The sequence below is a fragment of the Streptomyces sp. NPDC007929 genome, assembly GCF_042959065.1.
GTDB lineage: Bacteria > Actinomycetota > Actinomycetes > Streptomycetales > Streptomycetaceae > Streptomyces.
In genome coordinates this window covers 316,258-339,500 of record NZ_JBIBKD010000009.1, presented here as the reverse complement: position 1 = coordinate 339,500, position 23,243 = coordinate 316,258, and the positions used below count along the sequence as shown (strand labels likewise).

Sequence of the window (23,243 nt, the reverse complement as noted above, 5' to 3'; positions counted from 1 at the left end):
AGCCCCTTTCGTGTGGTCGGAGGTGACGACCGCTGACGTTGGTTAGGACCTGCTGCGCGCCGACGTCACCCGGTACACGTCGTAGACGCCCTCCACGCCCCGGACCGCCTTCAGCACATGGCCGAGGTGCTTCGGGTCGCCCATCTCGAAGGTGAAGCGGGAGGTGGCGACCCGGTCGCGGGAGGTCTGGACGGCCGCGGAGAGGATGTTGACGTGCTGGTCGGACAGCACGCGGGTGACGTCCGACAGCAGCCGGGAGCGGTCCAGCGCCTCGACCTGGATGGCGACCAGGAACACCGAGGACTGGGTGGGCGCCCACTCGACCTCGAGGATCCGCTCCGGCTCGCGGGACAGCGAGTCGACGTTCACACAGTCGCTGCGGTGCACCGAGACGCCGCTGCCGCGGGTGACGAAGCCGATGATCGGGTCACCGGGCACCGGGGTGCAGCAGCGGGCCAGCTTGACCCACACGTCCTCGACGCCCTTGACGACGACGCCGGGGTCGGCGCTGGAGCGGCGCTTGCGGCTGCGGCCCCGGGCCGGCGGGACCGACTCGTCGATCTCCTCGGTGGCGGCCTCCTCACCGCCGAGGGCCTGGACCAGCTTCTGCACGATGTTCTGCGCGGAGACATGGCCCTCGCCGATGGCCGCGTACAGCGCGGAGATGTCGGCGTAGCGCATCTCGTGCGCGAGGGTCACCAGGGAGTCGCCGGTCAGGATGCGCTGGATCGGCAGGTTCTGCTTGCGCATCGCCCGGACGATGGCGTCCTTGCCCTGCTCGATCGCCTCGTCGCGGCGTTCCTTGGAGAACCAGGCCCGGATCTTGTTGCGGGCGCGCGGTGATTTGACGAAGCCGAGCCAGTCACGGGAGGGGCCGGCACCGGCCGCCTTGGAGGTGAAGACCTCCACCAGGTCGCCGTTGTCGAGGGTGGACTCCAGGGGGACCAGCCGGCCGTTGACACGGGCGCCGATGGTGCGGTGCCCGACCTCGGTGTGCACGGCGTAGGCGAAGTCCACCGGGGTGGCCCCGGCGGGGAGCGCTATGACGTCGCCCTTGGGGGTGAAGACGAAGACCTCGTTGCGGGACAGGTCGAAGCGCAGGGACTCCAGGAACTCGCCCGGGTCCTCGGTCTCCTTCTGCCAGTCCAGGAGCTGGCGCAGCCACGCCATGTCGTTGAGGTGGTCGTCCTTGCTCTTGCCGGACGACTTCGGGGCGTCGCTGCGCACCTTGGAGGCACCGGCGACGGCCTCTTGCTTGTACTTCCAGTGCGCGGCGATGCCGTACTCGGCGCGGCGGTGCATGTCGAAGGTGCGGATCTGCAGCTCGACGGGCTTGCCGCCGGGGCCGATGACCGTCGTGTGCAGCGACTGGTACATGTTGAACTTGGGCATCGCGATGTAGTCCTTGAACCGGCCGGGGACCGGGTTCCATCGCGCGTGCACGGTGCCGAGGGCCGCGTAGCAGTCGCGGACGGTGTCCACGAGGACGCGGATGCCCACCAGGTCGTAGATCTCCGCGAAGTCCCGGCCGCGGACGATCATCTTCTGGTAGACGCTGTAGTAGTGCTTGGGGCGGCCGGTGACGGTCGCCTTGATACGGGCCGCGCGCAGGTCCTGCTGGACCTCGTCGGTGACGATGGCCAGGTACTCGTCGCGCTTGGGTGCCCGCTCGGCCACCAGCCGGACGATCTCGTCGTACATCTTGGGGTAGAGGATCGCGAAGGCGAGGTCCTCCAGCTCCCACTTGATGGTGTTCATGCCCAGTCGGTGGGCGAGCGGCGCGTAGATCTCCAGGGTCTCGCGCGCCTTCTTCTCCTGCTTCTCGCGCTTGAGGTAGCGCATGGTGCGCATGTTGTGCAGGCGGTCGGCGAGCTTGATGACCAGGACGCGGGGGTCCTTGGCCATGGCGACGACCATCTTGCGCACGGTCTCGGCCTGTGCGGCCTCGCCGAACTTGACCTTGTCCAGCTTGGTGACGCCGTCGACGAGCAGCGTGACGACGTCGCCGAAGTCGCGGCGCAGGTCGTCCAGGCCGTACTCGGTGTCCTCGACGGTGTCGTGCAGCAGGCCGGCCATCAGCGTGGCCGGATCCATGCCCAGCTCGGCGAGGATGGTGGTGACGGCGAGGGGGTGCGTGATGTACGGGTCGCCGCTCTTGCGCTTCTGGCCGCGGTGCCAGCGCTCGGCGACCTGGTAGGCGCGCTCGATCTGGCGGAGGGTGGCCGTCTCGATCTTCGGGTCGTTGCTGCGCACTATCCGCAGCAGCGGCTCCAGCACCGGGTTGTACGGGTTCGCGCGCTGCACACCGAGCCGGGCCAGACGGGCGCGGACGCGGTTGGAGGAGCCGGAGCGGGCCGGCTGCCCGGCTGCCTGACGGACCGCGGGCGGCGGGGTGGGCTTGGGCCGCGACTGCTCGGCGGGCTTGTCGACCGGTGCCCCCTGGGCATGCTCGACGGCCCCGCGGGTGTCGTTCTTCGCGTGGGGCGCGTTCGGCGCGGGCTTCGCCGCGGCTGCCGAGGCGGACTCGGGCTTGGCGGCGGTCAGGTGCTGGGCCTCGTCTGGCAAGAGGGCTCCTCGTGCGCGATCCGGGTCCCCCGGTCAGGTTCCGGAGACCCCATGGTAGCGATCCTGGGCTCCAGGATCGCCTTCAGGCCAATGTGAGGACCGTCTACCCCGCACCAACGCGGGAGGCGGGCTCCGGATTCCTCCGGGCCCGCCTCCGCGGTGTGGTGCCGGTGTCCGCCGGGACGCCGAGGTCGCTAGACCGTGAGCAGTGCCTCCAGCGGGGCGCCGTTCAGCACCGGCTCCAGGCGGGCGCGGCCGCTCAGGAAGCCGAGCTCCATGAGGACGGCGAGTCCCGCGACCTCGGCGCCGGCCCGGCGGATGAGCTGGACCGAGGCCTCGGCGGTGCCGCCGGTGGCGAGGACGTCGTCGATGACCAGCACACGGTCCTCGGCGGTGAGGTCCTCGGCGTGCACCTCGATCTCCGCCGAGCCGTACTCCAGGTCGTAGGCCTGGGCGAGGGTCGCTCCGGGGAGCTTGCCCGCCTTGCGTACGGGGATGAAGCCGAGCCCGGCGCGGATCGCGACCGGGGCGCCGAGGATGAAGCCGCGGGCCTCCAGGCCGATGACCTTGGTGGCGCCGCTGCGCCCGGCGATCTCGGCGAGGGCGTCGGTCAGGGCGGTGAACGCCGCCGGGTCCGCCAGGAGCGGGGTGATGTCCTTGAACATCACGCCCGGCTCCGGGTAGTCGGCCACGTCGCGGATGCGGCTGAGCAGCAGCTCCTTGATGTCGGTCATCGGCGCTTCCCCGAGGGGCGGCCGCGGCCGCGGGTGCGCGAGGCGGGCTGGTTGCGCGGCCCGACCACCGCGGGTGCGGCGTCCTCGGGCTCGTCCGGGTACGCCTCGTCGTCGCCCTGGACCTCGGTCTCGCCCTTGGCGGCGGCCTGGGCCCGCTTGGCGAGGACGCGCTTCTTCAGCGCCTTCATCGCCGGCTCGCGCTCCTTGAGGTCGGCGACGAGCGGCGTGGCGATGAAGATCGAGGAGTAGGCACCGGCGGCGAGGCCGACGAACAGCGACAGCGAGATGTCGTTCAGCATGCCGGCGCCGAGGACACCGCCACCGATGAACAGCAGGCCCGCGACCGGCAGCAGCGCGACCACGGTGGTGTTGATGGAGCGGACCAGGGTGCTGTTGATCGAGCGGTTGGCGACGTCGCTGTAGGTCCAGCGGGTCTGCTTGGTGAGGTCCTTCGTCTGCTCCTTGAGGCTGTCGAACACCACGACCGTGTCGTAGAGCGAATAGCCGAGGATGGTCAGCAGACCGATCACCGTGCCCGGTGTGACCTCGAAGCCGACCAGGGCGTAGATGCCGACGGTGATGGTGATGTCGTGGATCAGCGCGATGAAGGCGGCGACCGCCATGCGCCACTCGAACGCGATCGCCAGGTAGATCACCACGAGGATCAGGAAGATGCCGAGGCCCTGCCAGGCCTTGTTGGCGATCTGCTCACCCCAGCTGGGGCCGACCAGTTCGGCGTTGATCTGCTCCGAGTCGACCTTGAGGTCGTCCGACAGCTCGGCCCTGATCTGGTTGGCCTTGTCGGTCTCGATGCCCGCGACCTGGATCCGCAGGCTGCCGTCGCCGAGCTTCTGGACGATCGCGTCGTGGCCGGAGGCCGTTTCCGCGTACTCCTCGGCCTGGGACACCGAGACGCTGACGTTCTTCGGGGTGGTGAAGACGGCGCCGCCCTGGAACTCGATGCCCATGTTCAGGCCGCGCACCGCCAGGCCGACGATGGCCGTGATGGTGATCAGGATCGACAGGCCGTACCAGATCTTGCGGTTCTTGACGAAGTCGTAGCCGATCTCGCCGCGGTGCAGCCGGGCGCCGAGGTTGCCGAGTTTCGACATCTCACGCCTCCTTCGTCTCGACGGGGGCGGAGGGACGGCGGGTGCGGCGCAGTGGCGGCTGGGCACCCAGGCTCTTCGGGTCGAGGCCGGACCACTTGTGGCCGTTCGCGAAGAAGGGGCGACGGGCCAGCAGGGTCAGCAGCGGCTTGGTGAAGAGGAAGACCACGACGACGTCGAGCAGCGTGGTCAGGCCGAGCGTGAAGGCGAAGCCACGCACCTTGCCGACGGTGACGATGAAGAGCACCGCGGCGGCGAGGAACGACACGAAGTCGGAGACCAGGATGGTGCGCCGGGCGCGGGGCCAGCCCCGCTCGACGGCGGGGCGCAGCGTACGGCCCTCGCGGATCTCGTCGCGGACGCGTTCGAAGTAGACGATGAACGAGTCCGCCGTGATGCCGATGGCGACGATGGCGCCGCAGACGGCCGGCAGGTTCAGCGCGAAGCCGATGGCCGGGCCGAGCAGGGCCATGAGCGTGTAGGTGAGGGCGGCGGAGACCAGCAGCGAGAGGATCGCGACGAACGCCAGACCGCGGTAGTAGGCCAGCAGGTAGACGATGACCAGCGCGAGACCGATCGCGCCGGCGATCAGGCCGGCCTGCAGCTGGTCACCGCCCAGTGCGGCGGTCACGGTCGTCATGCTGTCGACCTTGAAGGTCAGCGGCAGCGCACCGTAGCTCAGCATGTTGGACAGGTCCTGCGCGGACTGCTGGTTGAAGTTGCCGGAGATCTCGGCGTTGCCGCCGGTCAGGGCCTGGCGGACGTACGGGTCGGAGACGACGTCGCCGTCCAGGACGATCGCGAACTGGTTCTGCGGGGACTGGTTCTGCGCCAGCTTGCCGGTGATGTCCGCGAACTTCTTGGCGCCGCCGTCGGTGAAGTCCATCTGGACCGTCCAGCCCGCGCCCCGCTGGGTGTCCAGGGTGGCCTGGGCCTTGTCGACGTCCGTGCCGTCGACCGCGGCGGGGCCGAGGATGTACTTCTGCCACTGGCCCTGCGCGTTCTTACCGCAGGCCAGGGTGGGCTGGGAGGCCTTGACGCCGTCACCCACAGTGGAGCGGGTCTTGGAGTCCGTGCAGTCGAGCTTGGCGTACTTCGCCTGCAGCGCGTTCGCGTCGTCCTGCGCGGTGCCGCCGCTTCCCGACGGGGAGGGGCTCGTCGCGGGCTTGTCCGAGGCGCTCGCGGACGGCGTGGCGTCGGCCTTCAGCGCGTCGGTGACCGCGCGGCCCTGGGTGGTGGCCGTGGCGGACGGCGAGCTGGAGTTCTTGTCGGTGGCCGCGGGCTTGTCGCTCGCCTCGCCGGACGGCTTGCCCGTGGGGCTGCCGGTGGGGCTCGGGGAGGGGCTGGCCGCGCCCTGGCCGCCGGAGACCTCGGTGGCGATGACCGGGCGGAAGTAGAGCTTGGCGGTGGTGCCGACCTGCTTGCGGGCCTGCTCGGAGTTGGTCCCCTTGGGGATGTTCACGACGATGTTGTCGCGGCCCTGCGTCTGGACCTCGGCCTCCGAGACGCCCAGACCATTGACGCGGCGCTCCATGATGGAGACGGCCGTGTCCATGTTGGTCTTGTTGATCGCCGCCTCGTTGCCGGCCTCGGGGACCGCGCGGAGCGTGATGCTCGTACCGCCGGCGAGGTCGATGCCCAGTCGCGGCGTCGTGTGCCCCGAGGCGAACATCCCACCGGTGAGCGCCGCGATGGCGATCAGGATCAGGGCCAGCGAGCGCCCCGGCTTGCTCTGGGCGCTCGCGCTCCGGCCCTTTTTAGGTGTGGCCACCTTCTCGTACTCCCTCTCGGGCCACCTCGCTCCGGATCGGCGGACGGGCGGCCATGACATGGTGTCGGGATTCCGTGCGAGCTGGGCGTGTCCCGGGGTGCGCGGGACGGGCCCGCGCACCCCGGGACACGACTACTTCGCCTCGGAGTCGCCGTCGGTCTTCTTCGGCTCTGCGTCCGTCTTCGCTTCGGCGGCGTCGTCGGCCGGCTCGTCGGCCGCGTCCTTCTTGCCGAGGTCGACAGCCTTGTCGTCACCGGGGGCGTCGGCGGCGGACTCGTCGGTCGCGGTGAGCGAGGAGGCGTCGTCCGGGACGATGTCGGCGTCGGACTTCAGGTCGTGCTCGATGCCGTGGACGATGCGGTTGTACTCGTCGTCGGTGAGGACGGCGCCGATGGCGTTCTTGGCGAAGAGGAGGTCGACGCCGGGGCCGGCGTCGACGAGGACGGTGTCCTCGTTCACTTCCTTGACCGTGGCGTACATGCCCCCGATGGTGCGGACACCGCTGCCGGGCTGCATCTGGTTCCGCATGTCGGCGGCCTGCTGCTGCTTCTTCTTGGCCGATCGGGTCATCAGGAACATGGCCCCGATGAGCACGATGAAGGGGAGGAGGGTCAGGAGACTCACGGGTCGGTACTTCCTTCACACGACCGCGCTGTGAGCGGCCAGCTGGTTGGGGGTATGTACGCCGCCGACAAAGGCGGCATCGGCGGAGTCTAAGCGAGTCCGCGCGCATGGAACAACGCTCAGCATGGCACCGGGGTTCCCCTTGCGGCCACTGACCTCGCCGCCCCGCGGGCGTGACGGAGGCGTCACGCCCCGAACAGGTCCCCTTGTCCGTTTCCGGCGTTCCGGGAGGCCGGCGGGGTGAGGCCGAGATGTGCCCATGCGGCGGGGGTGGCGACCCGGCCGCGGGGAGTCCGGGCCAGCAGGCCCTCCCTGACGAGGAAGGGCTCGGCGACCTCCTCCACGGTCTCACGCTCCTCCCCCACCGCGACAGCGAGCGTGGACAGGCCGACCGGTCCGCCGCCGAACAGCTTGAGCAGGGCTTCCAGCACGCCCCGGTCGAGGCGGTCGAGGCCGCGCGCGTCCACCTCGTACACGGCGAGGGCCGCGGCGGCGATGTCCCTGGTGATCAGTCCGTCGGCCTTGACCTGCGCGTAGTCGCGGACACGGCGCAGCAGGCGGTTGGCGATACGGGGCGTGCCGCGGGAGCGTCCGGCGATCTCGGCGGCGCCCTCCGGCTGGATCTCGACGTCGAGGAGGCCGGCCGAGCGGTGGATGACCCGCTCCAGTTCGGCCGGTTCGTAGAACTCCATGTGCGCGGTGAAGCCGAAGCGGTCGCGCAGCGGGGGCGGCAGCAGTCCGGCCCGGGTGGTGGCGCCGACCAGGGTGAAGGGGGGCAGCTCCAGCGGGATGGCCGTGGCGCCCGGGCCCTTGCCGACGATGACGTCGACACGGAAGTCCTCCATCGCCATGTACAGCATCTCCTCGGCGGGCCGGGACATGCGGTGGATCTCGTCGAGGAAGAGGACCTCGCCCTCCTGGAGGGAGGAGAGGATCGCGGCGAGGTCGCCGGCGTGCTGGATGGCGGGGCCGGAGGTGATGCGGATGGGGGCGCCCATCTCGGCCGCGATGATCATCGACAGGGTGGTCTTGCCGAGGCCGGGGGCGCCGGAGAGCAGCACGTGGTCGGCGGTGGCGCCACGCGCGCGTGCGGCGCGCAGCACGAGGTCGAGCTGCTCGCGGACCTTCTCCTGGCCGATGAACTCGTCCAGGTCCTTGGGGCGCAGGGCGGCCTCGACGGCCTGGTCCTCACGGTCGGCGACCGAGTCCACCAGCCGCTCTGCGGCGTCGGCGTCGGTGGTGTCGTCCCAGTTCATGTGATGTGCCTCGGGTGGTGGGGGTCAGCGGGCGCGGTTCAGGGTCTGGAGGGCTGCCTTCAGCAACTGGCCCACCTGGGGCGTGCCGCCGGCGGCCTCGGCCTGCGGGGTGACGGCGGTGACGGCCTCGTCGGCCTCCCGGGTGGCGTACCCGAGGCCGATCAGGGCCGCGTGCAGCTGGTCGCGCCAGCCGCTGCTGACCGGGGCGCCGACGGCGGGTGCGCCGACCGGGGCGCCGAGCCGGTCCTTCAGCTCCAGGAGCAGTTTCTGCGCGCCCTTCTTGCCGATGCCGGGGACGGCGGTGAGGGCCTTCTCGTCTGCGGTCGCGACGGCTCGGCGCAGGGCGTCGGGGCTGTGCACGGCGAGCATGGCCTGGGCCAGCCGGGGGCCGACGCCGCTGGCCGTCTGGAGCAGTTCGAAGACCTGCCGCTCGTCGTCGTCGGCGAAGCCGTACAGGGTGAGGGAGTCCTCGCGGACGACCAGGGAGGTGTGCAGCTTGGCCGGCTGGCCCATGCGGAGCGTGGACAGTGTGTTCGGCGTGCACTGGACGGCCATGCCGACCCCGCCGACCTCGACGACGGCGGCGTCCGGAGCGAGTGCGGCCACGGTGCCGCTGACGAAGGCGATCATGCCGTCCGGCCTTTCGGTGCTTGGGCGGTGTGCAGGGCGACGGCCTGCTGGAGTCGGTTCTGCGCGGGGGCGCGCCAGATGTGGCAGATGGCGAGGGCGAGGGCGTCGGCCGCGTCGGCGGGCTTGGGCGGGGCGCTGAGCCGGAGCAGGCGGGTGACCATGGCGCCCACCTGCGCCTTGTCGGCGCGGCCGCTGCCGGTGACGGCGGCCTTGACCTCGCTCGGGGTGTGCAGCGCGACGGGGATGCCGCGGCGGGCGGCGCAGAGCATGGCGACGGCGCTGGCCTGGGCCGTGCCCATCACGGTGCGGACGTTGTGCTGGCTGAAGACGCGCTCGACGGCGACGCACTCGGGCCGGTGCTCGTCGAGCCACTGCTCGATGCCCTGCTCGACGGCGACGAGGCGGTGGCCGAGGTCGGCGTCCGCCGGCGTGCGGACGACGCCGACGCCGATCATCGTGAGCGGCCGTCCGGCGACGCCCTCCACGACGCCGACACCGCACCGGGTCAGTCCCGGGTCCACCCCCAGTACGCGCACGCGCCGCCCCCTCCTCTTCGCTCACCTGTTTGTGCAGGCTATCGGGTGCCACCGACAACGCGACGGGCCGACGGGGTGTGTCCCGTCGGCCCGTTGAACCGGTGGAGTCCGGAATGCGGAATGCGCGGTCCGCGGTTACGCGTCGACCTTCTCCATGACCTCGTCGCTGACGTCGAAGTTGGCGAAGACGTTCTGCACGTCGTCGCTGTCCTCCAGCGCGTCGATCAGCTTGAAGATCTTCTTGGCGCCCTCCTCGTCCAGCTCGACCTGCATGGTCGGGACGAAGTTGGCGTCGGCGGAGTCGTAGTCGATGCCGGCGTCCTGGAGGGCGGTGCGGACCGCGACCAGGTCGGTGGCCTCGCTGAGGACCTCGAAGCTCTCGCCGAGGTCGTTGACCTCCTCGGCGCCCGCGTCGAGTACCGCGGCCAGCACGTCGTCCTCGGTGAGCTCGCCCTTGGGGACGATCACGACGCCCTTGCGGTTGAACAGGTACGACACCGAGCCCGGGTCGGCCATGGAGCCGCCGTTGCGGGTCATGGCGACGCGGACCTCGGAGGCGGCGCGGTTGCGGTTGTCGGTGAGGCACTCGATGAGCACCGCGACACCGTTGGGGCCGTAGCCCTCGTACATGATCGTCTCGTAGTCGGCGCCGCCGGCTTCGAGGCCGCCGCCGCGCTTGACCGCGGAGTCGATGTTCTTGTTCGGGACCGACTGCTTCTTCGCCTTCTGGATGGCGTCGTAGAGGGTCGGGTTGCCCTCGATGTCGACGCCGCCCATCCGGGCAGCCACCTCGATGTTCTTGATCAGCTTCGCGAAGAGCTTGCCGCGCTTGGCGTCGATCACGGCCTTCTTGTGCTTCGTCGTAGCCCATTTAGAGTGGCCGGACATCTGCCTGTCTCCTTCGCGTAACCCATCTCAGCAACGAACGCAGGAATCCTACAAGGATCCGGCTGTCCGCTTCTCCCGCACCATGTCGACGAACAGGGCGTGGACGCGGTGGTCGCCGGTCAGTTCCGGGTGGAACGACGTGGCCAGCGCGGTGCCCTGGCGGACCGCGACGATGTGGCCGTCGTGCTCGGCGAGCACCTCGGCCCGGGCTCCGACGGACTCCACCCAGGGGGCGCGGATGAAGACGCCCTCCACCGGGTCGCCCTCGATGCCCCGGACGGCGACGGCCGCCTCGAAGGACTCGTTCTGCCGACCGAAGGCGTTGCGGCGCACGATCATGTCGATGCCGCCGAGGGTCTCCTGGCCCGAGCGCGGGTCGAGGATCTTGTCGGCGAGCATGATCATGCCGGCGCAGGTGCCGTAGACGGGCATGCCGTCCCGCACGCGTGCGCGCAGGGGCTCCATCAGACCGAAGAGGACGGCCAGCTTGGAGATGGTGGTGGACTCGCCGCCGGGGATGACGAGGCCGTCGACCTCGGCGAGTTCGTCGGGGCGCCGCACCGGCCTGGCCACGGCGTCGGCCGCGGCCAGGGCGACGAGGTGCTCCCGTACGTCGCCCTGAAGGGCCAGGACGCCTATGACGGGGGTGTCGCTCATGGATTCCTGTGCCTTACCAGCCGCGGTTGGCGTAGCGCTCGGTCTCGGGGAGGGCGTCGCAGTTGATGCCGACCATGGCCTCGCCGAGGTTGCGGGACGCGTCGGCGATGATCTTCGGGTCGTCGTAGAAGGTGGTGGCCTTCACGATGGCGGCGGCGCGCTTGGCCGGGTCGCCGGACTTGAAGATGCCGGAGCCGACGAAGACGCCCTCGGCGCCGAGCTGGCGCATCAGGGCCGCGTCGGCCGGGGTGGCCACGCCGCCGGCGGAGAACAGCACGACGGGGAGCTTGCCGAGCTCGGAGACTTCCTTGACCAGCTCGTACGGGGCGCGCAGCTCCTTGGCGGCGGCGTACAGCTCGTTGTTGTCGTAGCCGCGCAGGCGGGCGATCTCGTTCTTGATCTGGCGCAGGTGGCGGACGGCCTCGACGACGTTGCCGGTGCCGGCCTCGCCCTTGGAGCGGATCATCGCGGCGCCCTCGGCGATGCGGCGCAGGGCCTCACCCAGGTTGGTGGCGCCACAGACGAAGGGGGTGGTGAAGGCGAACTTGTCGCTGTGATTGACCTCGTCGGCCGGGGTGAGGACCTCGGACTCGTCGATGTAGTCGACGCCGAGCGACTGAAGGACCTGGGCCTCGACGAAGTGGCCGATGCGGGACTTGGCCATGACCGGGATCGAGACGGCGTCGATGATGCCCTCGATCATGTCCGGGTCGGACATGCGGGCCACGCCGCCGTCCTTGCGGATGTCGGCCGGGACCCGCTCCAGGGCCATGACCGCGACGGCGCCCGCGTCCTCGGCGATCTTGGCCTGCTCCGGCGTGACGACGTCCATGATCACGCCGCCCTTGAGCTGCTCGGCCATGCCGCGCTTCACTCGGGCGGTGCCGGTCTCGGGAGCCTGGTTTTCGGAGATGGACACGGGTGACCTCGCTGATGGGAAAGAGGGTTTCTGCAGCACTGAGGAAACGTGAGAGAACCGGGCCACAGCAAGGGCCAATGGGAACGCCGTGGATCCTTTTGCGACGGACGGCCGGGGAACGGCAGGTGACGGGCGGCCTGGGAACGACAGGTGAGCGAGGTCTCAGGCGGCCCGGTCCACCAGGGCCGCGGGGGGTTCGTCGTCCATTTCGAAGGCCATCGGGAAGGGCGCGTGACCGGCCAGGCGGAACCAGCGCACCTTGCGGTGCCGGCGCAGGGCCCGGGCGGCCCGTACGGCGTCGTTGTGGAAGCGCCGGGCCATCGGCACCCTGCGGACCGCCTCGGTGAGTTCCCGGGCCGCCTCCTCTCCCCCGGGTGCCTCACGCACCGCCTCCACCTGCGGGGCCTCCCCGAAGACGGCACGCAGGGCCTGGCTCAGTTCGCTCTCGGCCACTTCCCGCTGCTCCTCCTCGGCCTGCCGGGCGGCGTGCGCGGCCTCGTAGAGCACGATCGAGGCGGCCGGGTCGAGTACCCCCGACGTGGCCAGTTCCTGCGCCACCGAGGCGCGCCGCAGCAGCTGGGCGTCCAGGGCCGCGCGGGCGGCGTCGATGCGGGCGTGCAGACGGTCGAGCCGGCCGGCGGTCCAGCTCAGGTAGAGCCCGATCGCGACCAGGGCGACGGCGATCCAGATGAGAGTGGTGGTCACGGGCGGCAAGGCTAGCGGCACGGGCGGCCTCGCCGTTCACCCCGCCCGCCCGTGGTCAGCGACCTGAGTCGTTCGGCAGCGGCGGGATGGACATGAGCGTCTTGAAGTGGTCCTTGGGGTGTCCCTCGCCGACGAGTCGCCCCTCCGCCTCGACCCAGGCGTGGGCGGCGAAGGGGTGGGTGCGCACGCCGGTGCACCAGGTGGGCCAGGATCCGCGTGCCCGGCAGAGCAGGGCGGTGGCGATGGAGCGCTGAAGGCAGCCCTGCCCGGCGCAGCGCAGGCTGACGGACACGACCTCCTCGCGGGCCCGGAGCGCCTGGGCGGCCGTCGCGGGTACGGCGCCCCGGCGGGCGAACTCCAGGACGGTGCGCAGCCGGGCGGGTCTGACCTTGGCCAGCAGCCGGGCGGCGCCCACGGCCAGCAGGGGCAGGGCCCGGCGGTGCACGGGCAGCCGGCGCCGCTCGGCCAGCGCGACGGGCATGCTCACGCGATCACCAGTTCCGAGCCTCGCAGTCGCTCGATCACGGCGCTCACGTCGCGTTCGGCCTGCTCGGCGTCGATCCCGTACCGGCTCGCGAGGCCTCCGGCGATGGCGGCGGGCTGCTGCCCGTCGAGCAGTGCGCGCAGCACATGGGCGCCGGTGTTGTTCAACTGCCAGTAGCGGCCGGTGCGTTCGTTGAGCAGGACCGTGCCGTCGTCGGTGTCGGTGGTGCTCACGTCAGGGTGCAGGCGCACGGGCGTCGAACCTCCAGGCAGGGGTGGGGCGGGTGGCGGCGCGCAGCCAGGTCTCGCAGCCGATCAGGGGTTCCAGGGCGATCCTCGTGGAGTTGTCCGGCTGGGGTGCGAGCAGCCGGGCGCGGAGGGCCGCGGGGTCGATCAGGCCCCGGGCGGCCAGGGCCGAGTCGTCGAGCAGTTCCAGGATCGCGGGCAGGTTGCGGCGCAGCCCGCTGTTGGCCTCGTCGCTGAACTCGCCCTTGGTGGAGCGGCCCAGCACGGGCTGCGGGACGATGCCGCGCATCGCGTCGGCCAGCAGCGGCTTGTAGCGCCAGGGGCCCGCGTGTTCGTGGGCCCGGACGGCCAGGACGGCTTCCACCACGCGGTCGTCGAAGAACGGCGAGTCGAGCTGGACGCCGTCGGCGGCGAACACCCGGGCCAGTTGCCGGTACCAGGGGGCGGCGGTGCGTACGGCGAGGAGCGTCTGGTGCTGTGCCAGGTCGTCGGAGAGCGGCCGTACCCGGGTCGCGGTGTCCCGCAGGGCCTCCCGGGTGGCCTCGATCGCGGCGCCGGTGGCCCAGGACGGTGCGTGCAGCGTCCACAGGCCCCATCCGAGTGCGGGCCGGCGTTTGGGCGGGGGTGGGTCGGTGAGCCGGTCGGCCTGGTCGCGCCACCAGTCGGCTTCGGTACCGGGGCGGGTCAGCGCGGCCAGGGTCGGCAGCGCGGGCCAGCGGCTCAGCGCGGCGTATCCGCGGACGTGCCGCAGGGCGGTCAGCGGTCGGCGGCGGAGCAGTCGGTGGAGGTAGCCAGGGAACGGGGTGAACAGTTCGTCACCGCCGTGTCCGGCGAGGTGCCTGCGCGATCCGGTGCCGGCCAGCAGGCGGGCCGTGTGCCGGGTACGGGCGAGGGTGCGGGCGAACGGGTAGGGCCCTTCGGTGTCCACCGGCTCGTGGCAGTCGGTGAACAGGGAGGGCAGTTCGCCGGGCGGGACCACGAGGTGCTCGGCGCGGTCGAGGGCGCCGATGGCGTGGGTGGCGAAGGCGGCGTCGTCGTTGCCCGCCTCGGCCTCGCCCCAGCGGAACGTCAGCAGGCCGGGCGTGTTCCGGGCGGCGAGGAAGCACAGCGAGGTGGAGTCCATGCCGCCGGACAGGTCCGTGCTCAGCCGGCCCTGCTCGGGCGCCCGGTCCTCGAAGGCCGAGGTGAGGGCGTGCCGCACCGCCTCGGCGCCCGCCGTCAGGGTCAGGTCGGGGGTGGGTGGCCGCCACCAGCGTGTCTCGCGGATCCGTTCGTGTTCCCACACCAGGCAGTGGTCCGGGGCGAGGGCGGATATGCCTTCCCACAGGGGCCGGTCGCCCAGCGGGGGCGGCAGGAAGCCACCGGTGGCCACGCGCAGGGCCAGGGCCTGTTCGTCGATCCCGGCACCGGTCGTCGCGGCGAGGACGTCGGCCCGGTCGGCCGCCACCTCGACCCCGTGTGCCCGGGTGCGGAAGACCCGGCGCAGGCCGGTCGCGCCGCCCTGGAAGCGAACCTCCCCGTGGGCCGAGACGACCAGGTGGCAGGAGCCGGGCAGGGAGCTGGCGAGGGCGTCCGCGTCGGACACCGTCCGGATGCGGGCGGCCAGTTGGGAGAGCCGGGCGGCGGGGACGGGGCAGATCCCGACCACCGCCACCCGCACCGGGCCCGCGCTGACCACCGTGATCTCACCGGCGGACCAACGGCCCACCAGCCAGGGCCGGCCCGAGGCATGCGCGTGCTCCTGCGGCGACGCCCACGGCACGGCCGTGCGCACGGCGGCGGCCGCCGCCGTGTCCGGCAGGACCACGAACCCGGTGCTGCTCATCTGCTCATCTCTCCGAGCGTGCTCGCGCCGGCCGCAGCCGGCGAGACGACTGTCAGAAGCCGCCCGAGTAGTGACCGAAGATGTCGTTGCCCCAGCCGATGAAGCCCAGGGTGTCCTCGTTGAACTCTCCGACCTCGATCAGCGTCGGCGGCGCGTACGGCTCGGTGGTCGTGAGCTCGGTCTGCTCGTCCATGACATCTCCTCCCGTGACAAGGGGCAGCCGGTCAGCTACCCATTGCACCGTACATTCGATATCGATTCATGATCCATCTGTTTTCACTCAAGTCCCAGGGGTCACTTCGCACACCCGAGCGACACGGAAAGATCACGGGTGATCTGCGCGATCGATCATTCGGCACCAAGGCACACGGGCGCCCGGCCACCCTTCTGACATGGCCTGAAAAGACCGGGTGCCCCCGCCCGTCAGTCCCGGGCGAACCCCAGCCGCCCCCACAGTCCGGTCGTCCGCTCGTCCTCGGCCACCGCCGCCGCTCCGGCCGTGACCGTCTCGTACACGGACAGGATGTCGGCGCCGACGGTCGACCAGTCGAAGCGCCGTACGTGGGTACTGCCCCGCTCGCGCAGCTCCGCCAGCCGTTCCGGGTCCGCCAGGAGCCGTACCGCCGCGTCGGCCAGGGCGTCGGCGTCCTCGTTGGGGAACAGTTCACCGGCCGCTCCCCGGTCCAGGACCTGGGCGAAGGCGTCCAGGTCGGAGGCGAGGACGGGGGCCCCGGCGGACATGGCCTCGACCAGGATGATGCCGAAGCTCTCGCCGCCGGTGTTGGGCGCGACGTACAGGTCGACGCTGCGCAGGAAGCGGGCCTTGTCCTCGTCGCTGACCATGCCGAGGAACTCGACGCGCGAGCGCAGCTCGGCGGGCAGGGACTGGACGGCCTCCTCCTCGTCACCGCGCCCGGCGACCAGCAGCCGGGTCCCCGGACGGGCGGCGAGGATCTTCGGCAGGGCCTTCATCAGCACCGGGAGTCCCTTGCGGGGCTCGTCGATACGCCCTATGAAGCCGATCGTGTCGCCCTGCCACTCGGCCTTGGGCTCGGCGTCGGCGAAGAAGTCGACGTCGACGCCGTTGGGGATCACGACCGCGTCGCCGCCGAGGTGCTCCACCAGCGTGCGGCGGGCGTACTCGCTGACCGCGATCCGGGCGCTGATCTTCTCCAGGGCGGCCTGGAGGATCGAGTAGGCGGCGATCATCGCCCGGGAGCGCGGGTTGGACGTGTGGAACGTCGCCACGATCGGCCCCTGGGCGGCCCAGCAGGTCAGCAGGCCCAGCGACGGGGAGGTCGGCTCGTGGATGTGGATCACGTCGAACGCGCCGTCGTGCAGCCAGCGGCGCACCCGGGCGGCGCTGAGGAAGCCGAAGTTCAGCCGGGCCACCGACCCGTTGTAGGGCACCGGCACCGCGCGCCCGGCCGAGACGACGTACGGCGGCAGCGGGGTGTCGTCGTCGGCGGGGGCCAGGACGGACACCTCGTGGCCGAGGCGGAGGAAGTACTCGGCGAGGTCACGGATGTGGAACTGGACGCCACCCGGTACGTCCCAGGAGTACGGGCAGACGATGCCGATCCTCACGGGCGCCCCTTCCCGGGGTCGAGGTCCGCGAGCCACAGGCGCTGGAGCATGTGCCAGTCCTCCGGGTGCTCGGCGATCCCGGTGGCGAAGGCGTCGGCCAGCGCCTGTGTCATGACGGACGTCTTCTCGGCGCGGGTGCCCGACCCGGGCACCTCGACGGGCGGGTGGACGCGGCCGCGCATGACGGGCGACTCGTCGTACCAGAGGGTGACGGGCAGCAGCAGGGCGCCGGTCTGCTGGGCGAGCAGGGCCGGTCCGGCCGGCATCCGTGCCGTGTCGCCGAAGAAGTCCACCTCGACGCCCGAGGCGGACAGGTCGCGGTCGGCGACCAGGCAGACCAGGCCGCCCTCGCGCAGCCGGCGGGCCAGGGTGCCGAAAGCGGTGCCGCCGCTGTGCGGCAGGACCTCCATGCCGAGGCCCTCGCGGTAGGCGACGAACCGGTCGTAGAGCGTCTCGGGCTTCAGGCGCTCGGCGACCGTGGTGAAGGGGATGCCGAGCTTGGTGGTGACCCAGGCGCCGGCGAGGTCCCAGTTGGCGAGGTGCGGCAGCGCGATGATCACGCCCTTGCCGGCGGCCAGGCCCTCGGTGAGATGGTGCAGGTCCTTGGGGTCGAAGCCGCCCTTGATCCGCTCCTCGCTCCAGGCCGGGAGCCGGAAGGACTCCATCCAGTAGCGCAGGTAGGAGCGCATGCCCGCGCGCGACAGCTCGGCCAGGCGCTCGGGGCGCGCGTCGGGCAGCACGCGCGCGTAGTTGCTCTCCAGGCGTTGCACGCCCTTGCCGCGCTGCTTCCAGGCCAGGTCGGCGATGGTCCGGCCGAGACGTACGGCGGCCGGCTCGGGGAGCTTCTTGACCATGCCCCAGCCGAGGCCGTACAGCGCGTCCGTCAGACGGTCCTGGGCGCTCACGTGGCGGCCTCGCTCCCGTGGGAGGCGTTCTGCTGCTCGTCCGCGTCGTTCTGTCCGGCCTGCTCGCCCTGTGCGGCCGCCTCCGCCTCGGCGGACTCCCTGCGGACCGTGACGACCCGCTGGATCAGCGTGACGAGGCTGCCCACGGCGACGATCCACAGCGCGACCGGCAGCAGGTACTGGATGCCGGGCACACCGAACGTGTGCAGGCCCGCGAGCCCGGCCGCCACCAGCGAGATCACCAGGCGCTCGGCACGCTCGACGAGCCCGTTGACCGCGACCGGCAGGCCGATCGACTCGCCCCGGGCCTTGGTGTACGACACCACCTGGCCGCTGGCCAGGCAGAAGATCGACACCGCGCACAGGACGAGGTCGTCGCCGCCACCGGCGTACCAGAGGATGAAGCCGCCGAAGATCGCGCCGTCGGCGACCCGGTCCAGCGTGGAGTCCAGGAAGGCGCCCCAGCGGCTGGAGCGGCCGAGCTGACGGGCCATGTTGCCGTCGACCAGGTCGGAGAACACGAAGAGCGTGATCACGACCGTGCCCCAGAAGAACTCGCCCCTGGGGTAGAAGACCAGCGCGCCCGCTACCACACCGGCGGTGCCGATGAGGGTGACCGTGTCGGGGCTGACGCCCCGGCGGATGAGAAACGCGGCGAACGGTGTGAGGACACGCGTGAAGAATGCACGCGCGTACTTGTTCAGCATGGCCTTCCCGAGGGTCGGTGTCGCCGTCTGGCCCCTGCTGGCCACCGGCGGGCCCATCGTAGTCACGCGCGCGCGTGGGCGAGGTGCGGGCACCCGGACCCCTTTCGGGGGAACCCGCGGGCCGCTGGTGGGCGGCCAGATCGCGTCGTTCGTATGGACGCACCGTGACGGGAGTGGGAAGGTCGAAAGACCGCGGGCGTCGCCGGAGCCGCACCGCACGCGGATTCCGCGTGTCCGCGCCCACAGTGACCTCACCGTGCACGGGAGGCAGGATCATGGGCGACAAGGCACAGACACACCCTGGGGCCGCCGGCAGGGCACAAGCGGCCGACCACCCTCAGTCCGTACGGAATGTGGTGCTGGTCGGCCACTCCGGATCGGGAAAGACCACGCTGGTCGAAGCCCTCGCGCTCACGGCGGGGGCGGTGAACCGGGCGGGCCGCGTGGAGGACGGCGGCACCGTCTCCGACTACGACGACATCGAGCACCGGCAGCAGCGCTCGGTACAGCTCTCCCTGGTGCCCGTCGAGTGGGACGGCATCAAGGTCAATGTCCTCGACACCCCCGGATACGCCGACTTCGTCGGTGAGCTCAGGGCCGGTCTGCGGGCGGCGGACGCGGCCCTCTTCGTCGTCTCGGCCTCGGACGGGGTGGACGGCTCGACCCGCACGGTGTGGGAGGAGTGCGCGGCCGTGGGGATGCCCCGGGCCATCGTGGTCACGCACCTGGAGTCGGCGCGCGCGGACTTCGAGGAGATGACCCGCACCTGCGCCGAGGCCTTCGGCGCGGACGACCCCGACGCGGTCCTGCCGCTCTACCTGCCGCTGCACGGCCCCCAGGCGCCCGACGGGCACGCGCCCGTGACCGGGCTGATCGGGCTGCTGTCGCAGAAGCTGTTCGACTACTCGACCGGCGAGCGCAAGGAGTCCGAGCCGGGCGAGGACCAGCTGCCGCTGATCGAGGAGGCCCGCAACCGGCTCATCGAGGGGATCATCTCGGAGAGCGAGGACGAGACCCTCATGGACCGCTACCTCGGCGGGGAGCCCGTCGACGTCAAGACGCTCATCGAGGACCTGGAGCGGGCCGTCGCGCGCGGGGTCTTCTTCCCCGTCCTGGCCGCCGCCCCCGCGGGTGAGGGCGCCCGGCAGGGGCTCGGCACCGTGGAGCTGCTGGAGCTGATCACGCGGGGCTTCCCGACGCCGCTGGAGCACGAGACGGTGCGGGTCACCACCATCGACGGCACGCCCCGCGAGCTCAAGCCCTGCGACCCGGACGCCCCGCTGGTCGCGGAGGTCGTGAAGACCTCCTCGGACCCCTATGTGGGCCGGCTGTCGCTGATCCGCCTGTTCTCCGGCACCCTGCGCGCCGACCAGACGGTCCATGTCTCCGGCCACGGGCTGGCCGACCGCGGCCACGAGGACCACGACGTCGACGAGCGGATCGGCGCCCTGTCCACCCCCTTCGGCAAGCAGCAGCGCCCGGTGTCGCACGTCATCGCGGGCGACCTGGCCTGCGTGGCGAAGCTCAGCCGCGCCGAGACCGGCGACACCCTGTCCGCCAAGGAAGACCCGCTGCTCATGGAGCCGTGGCGGATGCCCGACCCGCTGCTGCCGCTGGCCATCCAGGCGCACAGCAAACCGGACGAGGACAAGCTGTCCCAGGGCCTGGCCCGGCTGGTGGCCGAGGACCCGACGATGCGGCTGGAGCAGAACCAGGACACCCACCAGGTGGTCCTGTGGTGCCTGGGCGAGGCGCACGCCGACGTGGCGTTGGAGCGGCTGCGCAGCCGGTACGGCGTCCAGGTCGACGTCGTCCCGCACCGGGTGTCCCTGCGCGAGACGTTCGCGACCAAGTCGGCCGGCCGGGGCCGGCACGTCAAGCAGTCCGGCGGGCACGGGCAGTTCGCGATCTGCGAGATCGAGGTGGAGCCGCTGCCCGGCGGGTCCGGCATCGAGTTCGTGGACAAGGTCGTGGGCGGCGCGGTGCCCCGGCAGTTCATCCCGTCGGTGGAGAAGGGCGTACGCGCGCAGGCGGCCAAGGGGGTCGCGGCCGGGTACCCGCTCATCGACGTACGGGTGACCCTGCTGGACGGCAAGGCGCACTCGGTGGACTCCTCCGACGCCGCGTTCCAGACGGCCGGGGCGCTCGCGCTGCGGGAGGCCGCGGCCGACGCGAGGATCCATCTGCTGGAGCCGGTGGCCGAGGTGTCGGTGCTGGTCGGCGACGACTTCGTGGGCGCCGTGATGAGCGATCTGTCGGGGCGGCGCGGCCGGGTGCTCGGCACCGAGCAGACACCGGGCGGGCGCACCCTGATCCGGGCCGAGGTGCCGGAGATCGAGATCGGCCGGTACGCCATCGATCTGCGGTCGATGTCGCACGGCACGGCGGGGTTCAGCCGCCGGTACGCGCGGCACGAACCGATGCCGCAGCAGGTCGCGGACCGGGTGCGTGAAGAGGAGCGTAAGGCCTCGTAGTTGGCGCGTTGAAGAGGAGCGCAAGGCCTCGTAGTTGGCGCGTTGAAGAGGCGCGCAAAGCCTCGTAGTTGGCGCCGGGCGCCACCAAGTGCCCGTGCGGGAGCTCCTTTCAGCGGGGGCGGGTGGCTTGACGGGCCGCCCGCCCCCGTCCGACGGTGCGGACGGATACGCTGATGACCTGATCAACAGGTGTGCGCGACGCGGAAGTCGGGAAGGCCGCAGATGCGGATGCGGCAGCGATGGGGGCGGCAGTGACGGACGGATTCGACTTCAGCCCAGGAGCCCAGGTGCCCCTGGCGGGTGCGAGCGGCCAGACGGCGGCGACCTATGCGCTGGCCGCGGCGGCGTACCGGGACGACGAGGTCACCAACATCCTGAAGGCCGACAACGAGTGGCATCAGTCGAAGGTGACTCCGCCGCGCTCCTGGGCGAAGATCTTCCGCCCCAGGTTCGGTGAGGCGTTCTCCCGTGCGGTGATCGACCGGATGCTGGGTGCCGGGCGGGCTCCGGTCATCCAGTCCTTCGGCATCGAGCCCCAGGTCGTCGTGGAGCACTGTCTGGCGGCCCACCGCATCCGCCGCGACCGGGACAACTGGCTCTCTGCGATCACGGTGATCTGCGGGGTGCTCTTCCTGCCGGGCTTCCTCGTGTGGCTGCTGGTGTTCACGCTGCGCACCACCATGGCCAAGCGCGAGGACAAGCGGGCCGGCGCCCTGGCCACGACGCTGCTGGTGGCGGTGGGCGCGCTGGCCGTGCTGTTCCTGATCCGCATGCCGTTCACGGGCTTCTGGGCCCTGTACGGACGCGCGGCGGTGATCATGCCGGTCGTGGGCTGGTTCTGGGCCAAGCAGATCTGCGAGCGGACGGCCCGCGATCTGCGGGAGCGCTGGTCGAGCCTGCTGTCGGGCGGTGGCGTGGGCGCCAAGATCCCCGAGGCCGTGCCCGGCAACCCCGGCGACGCGGCCGAGCAGGTCCGCAAGGAGCTGGCCCGTCTCGCCGCCGAGCAGCGGTCCAACTCGGTCTTCTACGCGGGCCCCAAGGGCATACTCGGCATGGGCACGCGGTGGGGCAGCTGGCAGCTGGCCGAGGAGCTGGTCTCGGCCGAGCCGGGCAAGGAGTTCCACCCGTTCCGCAGCTGGGACGTCATCGTGGCGATCCAGGGCGGTCTCGGCATGCTGGAGCGCACCTCGATCAATACCGGCGGCTTCCCCAAGCCGTCCATCACGCACTGGATCGTCACGCCGATCGGTGAGAAGGCCACGGAGGTGTCCCGGCCGAGCGGCACGGACGTCGACGCGTACACGGTCCGGACGCACGCCGTGCAGGACATCTGCAACAAGCAGCAGTTCGGCAGCGGCGACCGGCACTACCTGGGCGTGCAGTGGACCCTGTGGGACGGCCACTTGGTGATCACGATGCTGATCACGGTGACCGTGCTGCACGACACCCTGCGCATCGAGGTCACCGGACACGCGCTGGGGCCGGTGAACCCCCTGTTCAACGAGAAGCCGGCGGCCAAGGAGAAGTCGGTGCAGAAGGCGCTGCGGTTCTGGGAGACCCGGACCGTGAAGCTGCCGCTGATCGACACCGACGAGGTGGTCCGGCTGGCCGCGCGCGCCCCGCTGACCTGGTACCCGCCGCTGCTGAAGTGGCTCGGTGGCAGTCTGACGCTGCCCGAGCCGTTCGGTCTGCGGCACGCGTGGGCCGACCAGCCCTGGCGGCACCGCTTCATGGCCGACGACGCGCTGCGGGCGGCCACGCCGGTACTGCGGGTGGTGCACTCGGCGGCGCTGAAGGTGCTGCGGGAGAACGGGGTGGACGTGGAGAAGTTCGGGTCCAGGTCGGCTGCGCTCAGCGGGGCGGTTCAGGAAGCCGCGCCGAAGAAGGCGGACGTGTACGACGCGTAGGTGAGTCGGCGCCGCCGCGGGCGGTCGTGCCGCTGGGGCGGCACGGGTGGGTGCGCGGCACCCCGCAAGCGCCGGGCCGCGCACCCACCCGGCAGCACGACCAGGCACCTGTGCCGCCGGATGCCCCGCTTTACGAAGGCCAGCTCTCCGCCAGCATCTTCCGGGTGTCCGCCAGCAGCTGCGGCAGCACCCGCGTGTGCCCCACCACCGGCATGAAGTTCGTGTCCCCGCCCCAGCGCGGCACGATGTGCTGGTGCAGATGGGCGGCGATGCCCGCACCGGCGACCGTGCCCTGGTTCATGCCGATGTTGAAGCCGTGTGCGCCGGAGGCCGTGCGCAGGGCCGTCATGGCCTGCTTGGTGAGTTCGCCGAGCTCGGCGGTCTCCCCCGCGGTGAGGTCGGTGTAGTCGGCGACGTGCCGGTAGGGCACGGTCATCAGATGCCCGCCGTTGTACGGGTAGAGGTTCAGCACCGCGTAGACCTGTTCGCCGCGCCGGACGACGAGCCCGTCCTCGTCGGACTTGGCCGGGATCGAGCAGAAGGGGCAGCCGTCGCCGGCGCCCGGGCCGGTCGGCTTGTTCTCGCCCTGGATGTAGGCCATCCGGTGGGGCGTCCACAGACGCTGGAACGCGTCCTGCGTCCCTACTCCCAGCTGCTGCTCCGGCTCACTCGTCATGCAGTGCAGCATATGGCGTCGAGCTGGGGGGACGGCAAA

At 71.3% G+C, this 23,243-nt stretch carries 22 protein-coding genes; 2 read left to right on the top strand and 20 right to left on the bottom strand.

Annotation, left to right across the window (positions count from 1 at the left end; genetic code table 11):
* Window positions 1–42: 42 nt before the first annotated feature.
* The 19 genes from relA to pgsA all read right to left on the bottom strand — a co-directional run bounded on the left by relA (window position 43) and on the right by pgsA (window position 18,204).
* Window positions 43–2,565 carry a GTP pyrophosphokinase gene (gene relA / locus ACFZDE_RS29945; protein WP_391004851.1) on the bottom strand — a complete coding sequence of 841 codons (2,523 nt, stop codon included), beginning with the start codon at window positions 2,563–2,565 and terminating at the stop codon, window positions 43–45.
* A gap of 194 nt (window positions 2,566–2,759) precedes the next feature.
* On the bottom strand, window positions 2,760–3,299 hold the full coding sequence (locus ACFZDE_RS29940; protein WP_391004849.1) for an adenine phosphoribosyltransferase: 540 nt from the start codon (window positions 3,297–3,299) through the stop codon (window positions 2,760–2,762).
* Window positions 3,296–4,411 carry a protein translocase subunit SecF gene (gene secF / locus ACFZDE_RS29935; RefSeq protein WP_391004847.1) on the bottom strand — a complete coding sequence of 372 codons (1,116 nt, stop codon included), beginning with the start codon at window positions 4,409–4,411 and terminating at the stop codon, window positions 3,296–3,298. Before secF ends, ACFZDE_RS29940 begins: the two co-directional genes overlap by 4 nt.
* Window position 4,412: 1 nt before the next feature.
* Complete coding sequence (gene secD / locus ACFZDE_RS29930; protein ID WP_391204987.1) at window positions 4,413–6,179, bottom strand: protein translocase subunit SecD; 1,767 nt, start codon at window positions 6,177–6,179, stop codon at window positions 4,413–4,415.
* A 132-nt stretch (window positions 6,180–6,311) separates the two neighbouring features.
* Window positions 6,312–6,803 (bottom strand): preprotein translocase subunit YajC, encoded by a 492-nt coding sequence (gene yajC, locus ACFZDE_RS29925; protein ID WP_391004843.1) that lies wholly within the window; start codon window positions 6,801–6,803, stop codon window positions 6,312–6,314.
* A 185-nt stretch (window positions 6,804–6,988) separates the two neighbouring features.
* Window positions 6,989–8,059 (bottom strand): Holliday junction branch migration DNA helicase RuvB, encoded by a 1,071-nt coding sequence (ruvB, locus tag ACFZDE_RS29920; RefSeq protein WP_391004841.1) that lies wholly within the window; start codon window positions 8,057–8,059, stop codon window positions 6,989–6,991.
* 24 nt (window positions 8,060–8,083) lie between these two features.
* Window positions 8,084–8,689, bottom strand: a complete 606-nt coding sequence (ruvA, locus tag ACFZDE_RS29915; protein WP_391204984.1) for a Holliday junction branch migration protein RuvA — start codon at window positions 8,687–8,689, stop codon at window positions 8,084–8,086.
* Window positions 8,686–9,225, bottom strand: coding sequence for a crossover junction endodeoxyribonuclease RuvC (gene ruvC, locus ACFZDE_RS29910; RefSeq protein ID WP_391204981.1), 540 nt, complete (start codon window positions 9,223–9,225; stop codon window positions 8,686–8,688). The genes ruvA and ruvC overlap by 4 nt, the downstream gene beginning before the upstream one ends.
* A 135-nt stretch (window positions 9,226–9,360) precedes the next feature.
* On the bottom strand, window positions 9,361–10,113 hold the full coding sequence (locus ACFZDE_RS29905; protein WP_033309637.1) for a YebC/PmpR family DNA-binding transcriptional regulator: 753 nt from the start codon (window positions 10,111–10,113) through the stop codon (window positions 9,361–9,363).
* 48 nt (window positions 10,114–10,161) lie between these two features.
* Window positions 10,162–10,770: a pyridoxal 5'-phosphate synthase glutaminase subunit PdxT gene (pdxT, locus tag ACFZDE_RS29900; protein WP_391204977.1), complete on the bottom strand. Its 609-nt coding sequence runs from the start codon at window positions 10,768–10,770 to the stop codon at window positions 10,162–10,164.
* A 13-nt stretch (window positions 10,771–10,783) separates the two neighbouring features.
* On the bottom strand, window positions 10,784–11,689 hold the full coding sequence (pdxS, locus tag ACFZDE_RS29895; RefSeq protein WP_391204974.1) for a pyridoxal 5'-phosphate synthase lyase subunit PdxS: 906 nt from the start codon (window positions 11,687–11,689) through the stop codon (window positions 10,784–10,786).
* Window positions 11,690–11,851: 162 nt separating this feature from the next.
* Window positions 11,852–12,394 (bottom strand): hypothetical protein, encoded by a 543-nt coding sequence (locus ACFZDE_RS29890; RefSeq protein WP_185009149.1) that lies wholly within the window; start codon window positions 12,392–12,394, stop codon window positions 11,852–11,854.
* 55 nt (window positions 12,395–12,449) lie between these two features.
* Window positions 12,450–12,881, bottom strand: coding sequence for a lasso peptide biosynthesis B2 protein (locus tag ACFZDE_RS29885; RefSeq protein ID WP_391204971.1), 432 nt, complete (start codon window positions 12,879–12,881; stop codon window positions 12,450–12,452).
* Window positions 12,878–13,111: a lasso peptide biosynthesis PqqD family chaperone gene (locus tag ACFZDE_RS29880; RefSeq protein ID WP_391204968.1), complete on the bottom strand. Its 234-nt coding sequence runs from the start codon at window positions 13,109–13,111 to the stop codon at window positions 12,878–12,880. Before ACFZDE_RS29880 ends, ACFZDE_RS29885 begins: the two co-directional genes overlap by 4 nt.
* A 1-nt stretch (window position 13,112) precedes the next feature.
* A complete protein-coding gene (locus ACFZDE_RS29875; protein ID WP_391204965.1) occupies window positions 13,113–14,948 on the bottom strand; it encodes a lasso peptide isopeptide bond-forming cyclase in 1,836 nt (611 codons plus the stop codon).
* A 52-nt stretch (window positions 14,949–15,000) separates the two neighbouring features.
* Window positions 15,001–15,141 carry a lasso RiPP family leader peptide-containing protein gene (locus ACFZDE_RS29870; protein ID WP_391204962.1) on the bottom strand — a complete coding sequence of 47 codons (141 nt, stop codon included), beginning with the start codon at window positions 15,139–15,141 and terminating at the stop codon, window positions 15,001–15,003.
* Window positions 15,142–15,371: 230 nt separating this feature from the next.
* The gene (locus ACFZDE_RS29865; protein WP_391204959.1) at window positions 15,372–16,535 is read right to left on the bottom strand and encodes a glycosyltransferase; all 1,164 of its coding nucleotides are present in this window, start codon (window positions 16,533–16,535) and stop codon (window positions 15,372–15,374) included.
* Window positions 16,532–17,440, bottom strand: coding sequence for a phosphatidylinositol mannoside acyltransferase (locus ACFZDE_RS29860; RefSeq protein WP_391204957.1), 909 nt, complete (start codon window positions 17,438–17,440; stop codon window positions 16,532–16,534). The genes ACFZDE_RS29865 and ACFZDE_RS29860 overlap by 4 nt, the downstream gene beginning before the upstream one ends.
* Entirely contained in the window at window positions 17,437–18,204 is a 768-nt protein-coding gene (gene pgsA / locus ACFZDE_RS29855; protein WP_391005041.1) for a phosphatidylinositol phosphate synthase, read from the bottom strand. Before pgsA ends, ACFZDE_RS29860 begins: the two co-directional genes overlap by 4 nt.
* A 218-nt stretch (window positions 18,205–18,422) precedes the next feature.
* On the opposite strand from pgsA, the gene ACFZDE_RS29850 reads away from it, so the two are divergent.
* Together ACFZDE_RS29850 and ACFZDE_RS29845 are read left to right on the top strand one after the other, a co-directional pair.
* Window positions 18,423–20,621 (top strand): elongation factor G-like protein EF-G2, encoded by a 2,199-nt coding sequence (locus tag ACFZDE_RS29850; RefSeq protein WP_391204954.1) that lies wholly within the window; start codon window positions 18,423–18,425, stop codon window positions 20,619–20,621.
* Between the two features lie 239 nt (window positions 20,622–20,860).
* Window positions 20,861–22,528 (top strand): hypothetical protein, encoded by a 1,668-nt coding sequence (locus ACFZDE_RS29845; protein WP_391004821.1) that lies wholly within the window; start codon window positions 20,861–20,863, stop codon window positions 22,526–22,528.
* 130 nt (window positions 22,529–22,658) lie between these two features.
* Here the strand turns inward: ACFZDE_RS29845 and ACFZDE_RS29840 are convergent, their stop codons facing one another.
* Complete coding sequence (locus tag ACFZDE_RS29840) at window positions 22,659–23,216, bottom strand: HIT domain-containing protein (RefSeq protein WP_161364015.1); 558 nt, start codon at window positions 23,214–23,216, stop codon at window positions 22,659–22,661.
* Between the last annotated feature and the right edge of the window lie 27 nt (window positions 23,217–23,243).